Below are 15,379 nucleotides of genomic sequence, written 5' to 3'. Positions count from 1 at the left end.
TGATGGCACAATCGGCACAAATTCAAGATATTTATCCGTTATCGCACATGCAGGAAGGAATGCTGTTTCATTCATTAATGGATTTCAGCTCGAAAGCATATATCGAACAGACCTCGTTTACGATCACAGGGAATCTATGCGTCGACTCGTTTCAAAAGAGCTTAAACCTTCTTGTTTCTAGATATGATATTTTCAGAACGATTTTCATTAAAGAAGTACCAGATCTTACAGGTCCGCAGCAGGTAGTCTTATCAAACCGGGAATTGACAGTATATAGAGAAGATATTTCTCGCCTGGCTGATCAAGAACAGCAGACGCTGATTGATGCTTTTATGACTAAGGATCGGGAAAAAGGATTTGATTTGCAAAAAGATCCTTTAATGCGTCTTGCCCTTTTTGATAGAGGAGACAGCCAATATACATGTGTCTGGACACATCACCATATCATCATGGATGGGTGGTGTCTCGGCATTATTCTTAAAGAGTTTTTCAACATGTATGATTCGCTCAAAAATAACTCACCTGTACAGCTTGGCAACACGGTGCCGTACAGCCGTTATATTGAATGGCTCGGAGAACAAGATCAAGAAGAGACTGCTGCCTACTGGAGCGAATATTTGAAGGAGTACGGCAATACTGCTTCTATTCCCCGAATAAAGCGCCGCACGGCAGACGGGAATTATAAAGCCGACCAGGTCAGCTTTTCATTAGTGCCGGATATGGTTGAGAAACTGACAGAGGCTGCCCAAAACTGGGGAGTGACATTAAACACGCTGTTTATGAGTATTTGGGGCGTGCTGCTCCATCGATATAATGCTGCAGATGATGCCGTTTTTGGCTCCGTCATTTCGGGACGCCCGTCAGCGATTGACGGGATTGAATCAATGGTCGGCTTGTTTATCAATACTGTTCCAGTGCGAATCCGATCTGCGAAAGGCATAACGTTTTCTTCGCTGGTCAAAGCCGTGCAGGAGGATATTTTATCATCTGAACAGCATGGGTATTATCCGCTTTATGAGATTCAAAACCATAGTCCATTGAAGCAAGGGTTGATCGATCATATTTTTGTTTTTGAAAATTACCCTGTACAGCTTCATCAGGCATTAAGCGTGGAGAGTGAAAATGACGAAGGCGCTCTGAAGCTGAGTGACATTTCAATGTCGGAACAAACCAATTACGACTTTAATATCGTTATCGTTCCGGGAGAATCATTTTATATCAAATTCAGCTACAACGCAGACATTTACGAGCGGGAGGAGATGCTGAGGATTCAGGGGCATCTAAAGCAAGCACTGGAGTGCATTTTGACAAATCCCGATGTTGCCGTCAGTGACATCAATATCGTGCCGCCGGAGGAGCAACAGGTTATCCAATCGTTTAACGAAACTGAGCGTCCTTATGTGAACAAAACGATACCCCAATTGTTCGAGGAACAAGCCCGCAAAACACCTGAAGCGGCTGCATTAAAAATGGGAGACGATTGCTGGACCTATCGCCAATTAAATATAAGAGCCAATCAGATTGCGCACGCCCTGATAGAAAAAGGCGTTAGATCTGGAGATATCGTGGCTGTGATGATGGGCCGGTCAATGGAAATGCCTGCAGCTTTGCTTGGGATTTGGAAAGCAGGCGGCGCTTATATGCCGCTTGATCCACATTTTCCAGCAGAACGTCTTTCTTTCCTGCTGAAGGACAGTCAAGCGGCTCAATTGCTGATAGAAGAAGACCTTATTTCCTTGATCCCTCCGTCCTATGAAGGAAATACGATAACGATAGAACATACAGAAAGTTACCAAACAGAAGCTCCAAATATGCCGCCAGGTGATCTAGCCTACTTGATCTATACGTCGGGAACGACGGGGCGCCCTAAAGGGGTTTTAGTAGATCATCACGGTATTGCCAATACATTGCAATGGAGACGGGAAGAGTATGGCATGGCCGAACAGGATATATCCCTCCATTTGTTTTCGTACGTGTTTGACGGCTGTGTAACGAGCTTATTTACCCCGCTTTTATCTGGTGCGTGCGTACTGCTGACAACAGATGACGAAGCGAAGGATGTGCTGGCCCTTAAGCGAAAAATAGCCCGTTATAAGGTCAGCCACATGATCATTGTTCCTTCCCTGTACAGGGTGTTATTGGAAGTGATGACTGCTGACGATGCAAAAAGTCTTCGTATTGTGACATTTGCGGGTGAAGCGGTCACGCCTGATCTGCTTGAATTGAGTCAAATGATTTGTCCTTCTGCAGAACTGGCAAATGAATACGGGCCCACAGAAAACAGCGTGGCAACAACAATATTGCGGCATCTGAATGAAAAAGAGAGGATCACGATTGGACACCCGATCAGAAACACAAAAGTATTTGTTTTGCACGGAAATCAAATGCAGCCGATCGGCGCGGCGGGTGAACTGTGTATTTCCGGCGCGGGTCTTGCGAGAGGATACTACAAACAGCAAGAGCTGACACAGAAAGCATTCTCCGATCATCCATTCCTTGAAGGGGAGCGTTTATACCGAACAGGTGATGCAGGCCGCTTTTTGCCTGATGGAACGATTGAATATATTGGACGTTTTGATGATCAAGTAAAAATTAGGGGTTACCGTATTGAACTGAGAGAGATTGAAACAGTTCTTCGACAAGCACCGGGGGTAAAGGAAGCCGCGGTACTGGCCCGTGATGTTTCTGCTGAGGAAAAGGAGCTCGTTGCTTATATCGTTCCGGAAAAGGGAAACAGCCTCCCAGATTTGTATCAGCATCTTGCCGGGACATTGCCGTCCTATATGATCCCAGCAAGTATTATCAACATCAGCAGGATGCCATTAACATCCAGCGGCAAGCTTGACAGGTTTGCGCTTCCTGAACCAGAAAACAATACGAGTGTCACATATATGGCGCCCCGAACCTTAATCGAAGCTGATCTCGCACATATTTGGGAAGATGTGCTGAATAAACAGCAAATCGGCATTCGTGATGATTTCTTTCAGTTAGGCGGACAGTCCTTAAAAGCGGCCGCACTGGTATCAAGAATACATAAAAAGCTTAATGTCGAGCTGCCGCTCAGTGAGGTGTTTTCATATCCGACGGTTGAAAGCATGGCGGTCAAATTGATGAGCTTAAAAGAACACGCTTTTACACAGATTGAACCTGCGGATCAAAGAGATGTCTATCCGCTGTCTTTCTCGCAAAAACGATTATATGCTCTTCATCAGCTGGCAGATGACAGCACAGGCTACAACATGCCAGCTGTACTTGAATTACTCGGAAATCTGAATCGCCAGCGGTTGAGAAGCGTTCTCACAGAACTTGTGAATCGGCATGAAGCATTACGGACTGTTTTTGTGCTTGACAGAGACGAGCCTGTGCAGATCATTTATCCAGAGATAGCTTTTGATCTAAAAGAGCTTGAAATGGAATCAGAACAAATGCTTGAGTCTGCAATCGAGACCTTTATCAAACCGTTTGATCTATCATCCGGTCCGCTTTTTAGAGCATGTGTCATTACAATGGGCAATAATCGCGGCTTTTTGCTGCTCGATATGCACCATATTATTGCCGACGGTGTCTCGATGAGCACTCTTGTCCAAGAATTTACTGACTTATATTGCGGAAAAGAGTTGCCAGCTTTAAACCTGCATTATAAGGATTTTGCTGTTTGGCAGCAAGAGAAGCACCCGAAAGAGCTATACAAAAAACAGGAGGCCTACTGGCTCGGTCAGCTTGGCGGGAGTCTTCCTACACTAGAATTACCGCTTGATAAAACAAGGCCGCGTCTCCCTGATTTCAGCGGTGGAACAATTGAACTCAACATTGATAAAGACATGACTGATGAGCTGCACCGTTTAATGGCTGAAACGGGAACAACATTGTATATGATTCTTCTGGCTGTCTATTCTATTTTGTTATCTAAGCTAAGCGGGCAAGAGGATATTGTTGTCGGTTCGCCTGCTGCCGGAAGACCGCACGCTGATCTGGAGCGCGTCATCGGGATGTTCGTCAATACATTGGCGATGCGCAGCAAGCCCGAGGGCCACAAAACGTTCAGCTCCTATTTGCAGGACATTCGCCACCTGGCTCTGACAGCTTACGAGCATCAGGATTATCCTTTTGAGGAGCTGGCAGATAAGCTCTTTACAAATCGAGAGGTAAATCGCAACCCGCTGTTCGATGCGATGCTTGTGCTTCAAAGCAGTGAAGATTTCCGGTTCGAAGTGCCTGGTCTGTCGATTTCGTCTGTCACTCCTAAACATGATATATCTAAATTCGATTTAACATTACACGCTGAGGAGCATCCGAGTGGAATACGCTGCCGTTTTGAATACAGCACTGCTCTTTTTGAAGAAGAAACCATTACGCAGTGGGCATCCTATTTTATTGAATTGGTGAAAGGGGTAACGGCGGATACCGAGATGAGAATTTCGGACATGCAATTGCTTCCTGCTGCAGAGCGTAGGTTGCTCCTTGAAAAAATGGGGCAGTATGCGGCTTATCCGAGAAATGAAAACATAGTAAGCTTATTTGAAAAGCAAGCCGCTCAGTATCCGGAGCATATCGCAGTGGTGTGCGGCCATTCTCAGCTTACGTATCGAGACCTGAATGAAAAAGCCGAGCGGGCAGCTGCTATGCTGATCAAACAAGGGGTCAGAACTGGCGATATCGTCGGTCTGATGCTCGATCGGTCACCTGATATGATCATTGGCATTTTATCGATTTTAAAAGCTGGAGGGGCCTATTTGCCGATTGATCCTGAATATCCCAAGGAGCGTATCAGCTTTATGCTCAATGACAGCGGAGCAAAACTGCTGCTGACAGAGCGCGGTCAAAACAAACCTGCAGACTACATCGGGCAAATTTTGTATATCGATGAATGTGAAAACGACTCAATTCCGGCTGATGTAAACATTCAAGAAATAGTAACGGATCAGCCCGCATACGTGATATACACATCTGGAACGACTGGTCAGCCAAAGGGAGTCATTGTCGAGCACCGCAATGTGATCAGTCTCTTGAAGCATCAAAACCTGCCTTTTGAATTTAACCATGAAGACATCTGGACGTTATTTCATTCTTATTGCTTTGATTTCTCTGTATGGGAGATGTTCGGTGCGTTATTGAACGGAGGTACATTAGTCGTGGTCTCTAAAGAAACAGCCCGTGACCCCCATGCATTCCGATTATTGTTAAAAAAAGAACGCGTCACTGTACTCAATCAGACCCCGACAGCTTTTTACGGCCTGATGCATGAAGATCAAAACCATCCGGATCGATTAAACGTCCGATACGTGATTTTTGGCGGCGAAGCCTTACAGCCCGGCATGCTTCAAAGCTGGAATAAAAAATATCCTCATACTGATTTGATTAATATGTACGGTATTACAGAAACAACGGTCCATGTAACATTCAAAAAATTGTCCGCAGCAGACATTGCAAAAAATAAAAGCAATATCGGCCGGCCGCTTTCAACTCTGCAGGCTTATGTGATGGATGCTCATATGAATCTGCAGCCGATCGGAGTTCCAGGGGAGCTGTATATAGGCGGCGAAGGTGTGGCACGGGGATATCTCAACAGAGATGAGCTGACCTCTGACCGTTTTGTATCCAATCCTTATCTTCCGGGAGACAGATTATACCGAACAGGAGATCTTGCTAGGCGCCTGTCAAATGGCGAGCTGGAATACTTAGGCCGCATTGATGAGCAGGTGAAAGTCAGAGGGCACCGTATTGAGTTAGGCGAAATCCAAGCGGCACTTCTTCAGTATCCAATGATTAAAGAGGCGGCTGTCATTACCAGAGCAGACGAGCAAGGGCAAACAGCTATATATGCATATATGGTGATAAAAGATCAACAGGCTGCGAATATATCAGACATCCGAACTTACCTAAAAAACGCCTTGCCTGACTTTATGCTGCCTGCCCGTATGATACAAATTGACAGCATCCCGGTGACTGTTAATGGAAAGCTCGATCAGAAAGCCCTGCCAGAGCCTGAAAAACACGCTTATACAGCTGATGATATCAGTCCTAGAAATGAGATTGAAACGGTGATGGCTGAAATTTGGGAGGAGCTTCTTAATGTAGATGAGCTGGGTGTAAGCGCCAATTTCTTTGAGCTTGGCGGAGACTCTATTAAAGCGCTGCAGGTTTGTGCCAGACTGAAGCAGCGCGGATTTGAAACGACAGTACGTGAGATGTTTGAACATCAGACTCTTGGTGAACTGTCCGCCCGGGTTCGAAAAGACGTACGCGCCATTGACCAAGGCCCGGTCGAAGGCGAGATTACTTGGACACCTATCCAGCAGTGGTTTTTCTCGCAATCTCTGGAAAGCCATCATTTTAACCAATCCGTTATGATCTACCGGGCTGAACGATTTGATGAGGCTGCGCTTAGAAAAGTACTAAAAAGCCTTGTGACTCATCATGATGCACTGAGAATCGTATGCCGGCATGAAGATGGCAGGCAAGTGCAGATAAACAGAGGGATAGATCTTTCAGATGAGGAGCTATATGCACTTGAACTGTTTGATGTAAAGGATAGCCTAACAGAAGCCCGGAACACGATTGAGGAAGCAGCCAGCCGGATGCAAGAACATATTCGTTTGGAAACCGGCCCCTTACTTCACGCTGGATTGTTTAGAACCGAGAATGGTGACCATTTATTTCTGACGATTCATCACTTAGTTGTTGATGCGGTTTCCTGGCGCATTTTGTTCGAGGATTTTTCAGCGGCTTACAAACAGGCAGTCTCAGGAGAATCTATTAAACTGCCGCAAAAAACAGATTCATATTTAACGTATTCACAAAGAATAGCTGACTACTCTAAAAGCCGCCAGGTGCAGCGCGAAGCAGCGTACTGGGATGAGTGCGAGAACCGTCACATCCAGCCTATTCCAAAAGACAATGACGCATCATCTAACACATTCAAAGATACAGAAGTGATTGATTTTGAGCTATCTCGCCATCACACAGAATTACTATTAACGGCTGCACATAAAGCTTACAGCACGGAGATGAATGATATCCTTCTGACAGCTTTAGGTCTTGCTTTGCAGAAATGGACGGGAAATAACCAATTTAAAATCAGCATGGAGGGCCACGGAAGGGAATCATATCTTGAGAAAATCGATATTAGCAGAACTGTTGGGTGGTTCACCTCCATTTATCCTGTGTGGCTTGATATGAGAGATTCCGATCATAAGGACAAAGAAGAGCGGCTGGGCCACCTTATTAAACAGACAAAAGATATGCTGCACCGTATACCGCATAAAGGCGCGGGCTACGGCGTGCTGAAATATATCAGCAAAAGATGGGGCTCTCAGAAAAACAGCCCAGAAATCAGCTTTAATTATTTAGGCCAGTTTGATCAGGATATTCAATCAAATGCCTTTGAGGTGTCTGACATCAAGCCAGGAAATGAGATCAGCCCGAACTGGGAGCGTCCTTATGCACTGGATATCAGCGGCGCCGTTTCTTCGGGGTGCCTGAACATGCACATCATCTATAACAGGTTTCAATTTGAGGAAAAAACAATCCAAACATTTTCCAGGCATTTTAAACAGACTCTGGAAAACATCATTGAGCATTGTACCGGCAAAGAAAACCATGAGTGGAGCGCATCTGATTTCACTGATGAAGACTTAACGCTTGATGAATTGAGTGAGATCATGGGAGCCGTCAACAAACTATAGGAGAGGAGATTCACTGATGCCGCAGCAACCTGAAATACAGGATATATACCCTTTGTCATTTATGCAGGAAGGGATGCTTTTTCACTCATTGTATGATGAACAGTCGAGAGCTTATTTTGAACAGGCTTCTTTTACGATCAATGGACAGCTCGACTTGGAGCGTTTCCAGAAAAGTATGGATGCTGTTTTTGACAGGTACGATATCTTTCGAACAGCATTCATCTATAAAAATGTAGCCAAACCTCGTCAAGTCGTGCTCAAGCAACGTCATTGCCCTGTTCATGTTGAAGATATTTCTCACCTCAATGAAAAAGATAAAGAACATTGTACAGAGGCATTCAAAGAGCAGGATAAATCCAGGGGCTTCGATCTCCAAACGGATGTACTGATGAGAATATCTATTTTAAAATGGGCGCCTGATCATTATGTCTGTATCTGGAGCCACCATCATATTTTAATGGATGGCTGGTGTTTAGGCATCGTCATTAAAGACTTTCTCCATATTTATCAAGCGCTTGGAAAAGGGCAGTTTCCTGATTTGCCTCCCGTACAGCCGTACGGGACGTATATTAAATGGCTGATGCAGCAAGACCGGGAAGAAGCAGCTGAGTATTGGAAAAAGAGGCTTCAGCATTTCGAAAAAGCTTCACCTCTGCCTAAAAGAACAGATCAAATGTCGGATGGGACATTACAGCAGATCACGTTTACCATTCCTGAAAAAGAAACCTCCGAATTACAGAAAATCGCTGCAGCATGTGGTGCGACACTTAACACTGTTTTCCAAGCTTTATGGGGAATCATGCTCCAAAAGTTCAATCGCCGCGACGATGCTGTGTTCGGATCAGTTATATCAGGCAGACCTTCTGAGCTAAAAGATGTGGAAAACATGGTCGGACTTTTTATCAATACCATTCCTATTCGAGTCCAAAGTGATTTTCTGTCTTTTTCTGACCTAGTCAGCGGAATGCAAAAGGACATGACTGAAGCAGAAGCGTATAGTTACTTCCCTTTATATGACATTCAGGCGCAGAGCGCTCTTAAACAAGAGCTGATTGATCATATTATCGTCTTTGAAAATACACCTACTCAACAAGAGATTGAAGAGCTGAATCAAGCTGGATCATTTGATTTCTCCGTGAAAGATTTTGAGATGGAAGAGGTAACTAATTATAGATGCAGTGTCAAAGTGATCCCAGGGCGTACTTTGTACGTTCGGATTCATTTTCATACCGGCACTTATCAACCAAATATGATGTCCGAAATAAAAGATTATTTACAGCACATGATCTCTGACGTCATCTCTGATCCATCTCTTCCTGTGTCAAAGATGACATTGCTAGATGAGGACAAAACACGGAAAATCGTTTCTCAAAATAACAGGACAGTATCTGTTTCACCTAAAGCGCCAACCCTGCATGGCCTGTTTGAGCGACAGGCGGCAGTCACACCGGAGCGGCCAGCGATTCGCTTTTCCGGCGGTTTGCTGACATACGCTGAGCTTGACATGTACGCCAGCCGGCTGGCTGCGCACCTTGCGGCACGCGGCGTCACAAACGAAAGTATCGTCGGTGTCCTGTCTGAACGCTCACCTGACATGCTGATCGCTGTCCTTGCTGTATTGAAGGCCGGAGGGGCGTATTTGCCGCTTGATCCTGCGTATCCAAAGGAGCGGCTGAGCTACATGCTGAAAGACAGCGGGGCATCGCTCTTGCTGACACAGCCGGGATGCTCCGCACCAAACTTTTCTGGCGAAACGCTTGAAGTGGACATGACATCTCTTGCGAGCGAAAAAGCAGAAAACCATCTGTTTACTCCTGCTGACGGCGGTTCTCTCGCCTATGTCATCTATACATCGGGCTCTACCGGGCAGCCGAAAGGAGTGGCCGTTGAGCACCGCCAGGCTGTTTCTTTTCTGACCGGCATGCAGTACCAGTTTCCGCTTTCAGAAGATGACATTGTCATGGTGAAAACCTCTTTTTCCTTTGATGCGTCTGTGTGGCAGCTGTTTTGGTGGGCTCTTTCCGGTGCTTCGGCGTATCTGCTTCCGCCCGGCTGGGAAAAAGACTCCGCATTGATCGTACAAGCCATTCATCAGGAAAAAGTGACAACGGCTCATTTTATTCCGGCTATGCTGAACAGCTTTCTGGATCAAGCGGAAATCGAAAGGTTGCGTGACAGCACAAGCCTGAAACGTGTATTCGCCGGAGGTGAACCGCTTGCGCCGCGTACGGCAGCCCGTTTTGCTTCTGTATTGCCGCAGGTATCATTAATCCATGGCTACGGGCCGACAGAAGCAACGGTAGACGCGGCATTTTACGTGTTAGATCCAGAACGGGACAGGGATCGTTTGCGGATTCCGATTGGGAAGCCCGTACCTGGTGCGCGTTTGTATGTTTTAGATCCGCATTTAGCCGTACAGCCTTCCGGTGTCGCCGGCGAACTGTACATTGCCGGAGCGGGTGTTGCCAGAGGTTATTTGAATCGGCCGGCATTAACGGAGGAGCGTTTTCCTGAAGACCCGTTTTACCCGGGTGAACGCATGTACAAAACCGGGGATGTGGCGCGCTGGCTCCCTGACGGGAATATTGAATTCCTCGGGCGGTTGGATGATCAGGCTCAATCCGCGGCTACCGGATTGAGCCGGGAGAAATTGAAGCGGCACTAAGAAGCGTTGAAGGCGTAAGAGAGGCGGCCGTTACCGTACGGACAGACAGCGGTGAGCCGGAATTATGCGCTTATGTAGAAGGGCTCCAAAGAAACGAAATCCGAGCGCAGCTTGAGAGACTGTTGCCGGGCTACATGGTCCCAGCCTATATGATAGAGATGGAACAGTGGCCGGTTACACCAAGCGGAAAGCTCGACCGAAACGCCCTGCCAGCTCCTAGCGGAGCGGCAGATGCGGAGACCTACACGGCGCCGAGAAACGTGACTGAGATGAAACTTTCTCAGCTATGGGAGGACGTGCTGAAAAATGGCCCTGTCGGGATTCACGACAACTTTTTTGACCGCGGGGGACATTCCTTAAAAGCAACGGCGCTTGTCTCACGGATCGCCAAAGAATTCGATGTACAGGTGCCGCTAAAAGATGTGTTTGCCCATCCGACGGTAGAAGGGCTGGCTGCCGTTATCCGTGAAGGAACGGACAGTCCATATGAAGCGATTAAGCCCTCTGAAAAACAGGAAACCTATCCGGTTTCCTCTGCCCAAAAGCGGATTTATGTCCTTCAGCAGCTGGAGGACGGAGGGACAGGCTACAATATGCCGGCTGTGTTAGAGCTCGAAGGGAAGCTCAACCCTGAAAGGATGGACAGAGCTTTCAAAGAGCTGATCAAGCGCCACGAGTCGCTTCGGACCGCCTTCGAACAGGACGCAGGAGGCGATCCGGTGCAGCGCATCCATGACGAAGTGTCGTTTACATTACAGACGACAGTTCTCGGCGACCAAACCGAACAGGAATCGGCAGCCGCGTTTATCAAGCCGTTTGATCTCAGCCAAGCGCCGCTGTTCCGTGCCCAAATCGTAAAGGTATCAGATGAGCGGCACCTGTTACTGGTTGATATGCATCACATCATTTCAGACGGTGTTTCCGTCAACATTCTGATTCGGGAATTCGGCGAGCTGTACAATAATCGGAAGCTTCCGGCACTGCGTATTCAATATAAAGATTATGCCGTATGGCAAGAAGGATTCAAAACAGGAGACGCGTACAAAACGCAGGGGGCGTACTGGCTGAAGCAGCTCGAGGGCGAGCTGCCTGTGCTGGATCTTCCGGCTGATCATGTCCGCCCGCCGGTGCGAAGCTTCGCTGGTGACAAGGTCTCATTTACGCTGGATCAAGAGGTTGCATCAGACCTTCACAAGCTGGCACGAGAAAACGGAAGCACACTGTACATGGTGCTCCTTGCGGCTTACACCGCGTTCTTGTCACGCTTAAGCGGACAGGAGGATATCATCGTCGGCTCGCCAATTGCCGGCCGTCCGCACAAGGATCTTGAGCCGATACTCGGCATGTTTGTGAACACGCTGGCGCTTCGGACACGCCCGGAGGGCGGGAAGCCATTCGTACAGTATTTGCAGGAAGTGCGTGAGACAGCATTGGAAGCCTTTGAGCACCAAGATTACCCGTTCGAAGAGCTTGTTGATAAGCTTGAATTGACACGGGATATGAGCCGGAATCCAGTGTTTGACGTAATGTTTGTTCTTCAAAACATGGATCAGGAATCGTTGGAGCTGGATGAACTTTGTCTCAAACCTGCAGCAAACAATGGGCATCAAACGTCCAAATTTGATTTAACCCTATATGCCCAGGAACAGCCCCACGGTTTGCTGACGTTCCAAATGGAGTTTAGTACTGACTTATATAAGAAAAAAACGATAGAAAAGTGGCTTCAATACTTCATCAATATGTTACTCTCCATCATCAAAGACAACAAAGCCGCTCTCGGAACAATAAATATCCTGAATGAGGATGAGACCCATTACCTTATCCACGAGCTCAATCGCACAAAAATAGATTATCCAAGAAATGAAACCATCAGCAGACTCTTTGAAATGCAGGCTGAACAAACGCCTAATGCTGTAGCAATTGTCAGCGACACCCAAGTATTTACTTACGAGGACCTGAACAGCTGGGCAAATCAAATTGCCTCAGTTCTACAGATTAAGGGCGTAGGGCCTGATAGTGTTGTAGCCTTGTTGACAGGCAGAACACCAGAACTCATTGCAGGAATGCTGGGCATTCTAAAAGCCGGGGGAGCCTATCTGCCTATTGCTTCTGATCTGCCTGTTGAACGAATAGCTTATATGCTGTCAGACAGCGGGGCGGCATTACTCCTTCAATCTGAAAAAACAGAAAAACAACGATTAGACATTGAATGTGAACAAATCATAATCGAAGATATTCAAAAGCAAGGAGAAACGAAGAACGTTGATTCTTCAGCAGGGCCACATTCACTCGCATATATCATTTATACCTCTGGATCAACCGGTAAACCAAAGGGTGTCATGATTGAGCAGCGAAGTGTAATTCGTCTTGTGAAAAACAGCAATTATATTACATTTACACCTGAAGACCGCCTTCTGATGACATCATCAATCGGTTTCGACGTTGGGTCATTTGAAATTTTCGGACCGCTGCTAAATGGTGCCGCTTTGCATCTGTCCGATCAACAAACATTTCTCGATTCCCATCAGCTTAAGAGGTACATAGAACATCAAGGAATCACAACGATTTGGCTGACATCTTCTCTATTCAATCATTTGACAGAACAAAATGAACAAACATTTTCACAGCTGAAACATTTGATTATTGGCGGTGAAGCTTTGTCGCCGAGCCACGTCAATCGAATCAGAAATGTCTGCCCTGAAGTATCTATATGGAATGGATATGGCCCTACCGAAAATACAACTTTTTCGACATGCCTTCACATTCAAAAAACATATGAACTTTCCATTCCGATCGGGCGGCCGGTTGGTAATTCCACCGCTTATATCTTAAATCAATGGGGAGTGCTGCAGCCGGTCGGAGCTGTCGGTGAACTTTGTGTCGGCGGAGATGGCGTCGCCAGAGGATATTTGGGCCGTCCTGATTTAACGAAAGAGAAATTTGTCCCACATCCATTTGCACCTGGCGATCGACTGTATCGCACAGGTGATCTGGCGCGCTGGCTTCCTGACGGGACAATTGAGTACGTTGGCCGTATTGATGATCAAGTAAAAGTCAGAGGCTATCGTGTGGAGCTGGGTGAGATCGAATCAGCACTTCGTCAAATAGACGGGGTCAAAGAAGCCGCAGTGTTAGCACGTACAGCCCAGACCGGGAGCAAAGAGCTGTTTGGCTATATCAGCGTAAAAGCAGGCACGAATGCTGAACAAGTGCGTTCTCTTCTTGCGCGTTCGCTGCCAAACTATATGATCCCGGCGTACATTATTGAAATGGAGACTCTCCCGCTCACATCAAACGGCAAATTGAACCGAAAAGCACTTCCTGAACCAAATTTCACATCTAAACAAACGTACGCTCCACCTCGAAATGACCTTGAAGACCAACTTGTGTTGATCTGGCAGGAGGTTCTCGGCATCCAGAGGATCGGAATAGAGGATTCGTTTTTTGAATTGGGCGGAGATTCAATCAAAGCCCTTCAAGTTTCTGCACGCCTTGGGCGCTATGGACTAAGCTTGCAGGTAAGTGATTTATTCCGTCATCCAAAGATAAAGGACTTATCACCATTGATCCGTAAGTCAGAGAGAATCATAGAGCAAGGACCCGTTCAGGGAGACGTTCCTTGGACGCCTGTTCAGCAATGGTTTTTTTCACAAGATATTGAAGAAAGACACCATTTCAATCAGTCTGTCATGCTATTCCATTCTGGACGTTTGTCTGAAAACGCCATTAGACCAGCCTTGAAAAAACTGGCTGAGCATCATGATGCGCTTCGGATGGTTTATCGCAACGATGATAGGCGATGGATTCAAATCAACCAAGGCATTCATGAGTCACAGCTATACAGCTTAAGAATCTCTGATCTTTCACAGTCAGAAAGCGGCTGGGAGACGAAAATCAAACAAGAAGTTGCCGATCTTCAGCAAAGCATCAATTTGCAGGAAGGACCATTGTTGCACGCCGCTTTGTTTAAAACACTGACCGGAGATTACTTGTTCCTTGCGATCCATCACCTTGTCGTTGATGGTGTCTCATGGCGGATTTTGCTGGAGGATTTGTCAGCCGGATATCAACAAGCTGCTGCAGGCCAGACGATCCAGCTTCCACCTAAAACGGATTCCTACCAGGAATACGCAAGACGCATACAGGAATATGCCCAAAGCAGTAAGCTGATTCGCGAAGAGGCGTATTGGCGAAGTGTAGAAGAACAGCAAGACGCAGAACTGCCCTATGAAATACCGCATCAAGTAAACATCGACTTCAGCAAAAGGGACTCATTAAACTTTTCACTGACTGAAGCAGACACCGCCGTCTTGCTGCAAAACGTCAATCACGCCTATGGCACAGATACACAAGATATTCTGTTAACCGCAGCATCCTTGGCGATTTGTGAATGGACAGGAGGAAGCAAGCTCCGTATCGCTATGGAAGGACACGGGAGAGAACACATTCTGCCAGAGTTAGATATCAGCAGGACGGTCGGCTGGTTTACATCCATGTATCCGGCCCTCATAAGCTTTGAAAATCATAGGGATGAGCTCGGAACCGCATTAAAAACCGTTAAAGATACACTGGGCCGGATACCAAACAAAGGGGTAGGTTACGGTATGCTGAAATACCTTACACACCCTGAAAATAAAAGCATTACGTTTTCAAAAACACCTGAAATCAGCTTTAACTATTTGGGCCAGTTCAACGACATCGAAAGACAGGACACCTTCCGCCCATCAAGCCTTGGGAGCGGAAAGGATATCACTCATACATGGAAGCGTGAGCAAATCATCGAGATGAGCGCAATGGCAGCAGACAAAAAGCTCCATTTCAATCTTAGTTATCCGCCAGCCCGCTTTCACAGAAACACAATGGAGCAGCTTATTAACAGGATTGAACACTTTTTGCTGGACATTATGAAACACTGCGCCGGTCAACAGAAAACAGAAAAGACACTGAGCGATTTCAGCAGTCAATCATTAACGGCTGAGGACTTGGACAGCATATCCAGCTTGGTGGAAGAATTGTAGAAAATCGTGAC

1 protein-coding gene and 1 pseudogene are annotated in these 15,379 nt (G+C 46.6%); both read left to right on the top strand.

Translation table 11 applies throughout. The features are described from left to right. Positions 1-2 precede the first annotated feature (2 nt). Complete coding sequence (ppsB, locus tag NSQ16_RS09895; protein WP_339232715.1) at positions 3-7,685, top strand: plipastatin non-ribosomal peptide synthetase PpsB; 7,683 nt, start codon at positions 3-5, stop codon at positions 7,683-7,685. Positions 7,686-7,701: 16 nt separating this feature from the next. After that, positions 7,702-15,368 (top strand): annotated as a pseudogene (gene ppsC / locus NSQ16_RS09890) (plipastatin non-ribosomal peptide synthetase PpsC). The last annotated feature ends 11 nt before the right edge of the window (positions 15,369-15,379 follow it).

Origin of the sequence: Bacillus sp. PS108, assembly GCF_037963335.1 — a bacterium.
Taxonomy (GTDB): domain Bacteria; phylum Bacillota; class Bacilli; order Bacillales; family Bacillaceae; genus Bacillus; species Bacillus subtilis.
The sequence above is the reverse complement of the archived record's forward strand: the minus strand, read 5'-3'. Positions and strand labels throughout refer to the sequence as shown.

Coding starts and splice junctions, on each gene's coding strand:
- ppsB (WP_339232715.1), top strand. CDS start 3: ATGGCACAATCGGCACAAATTCAAGATATTTATCCGTTATCGCACATG.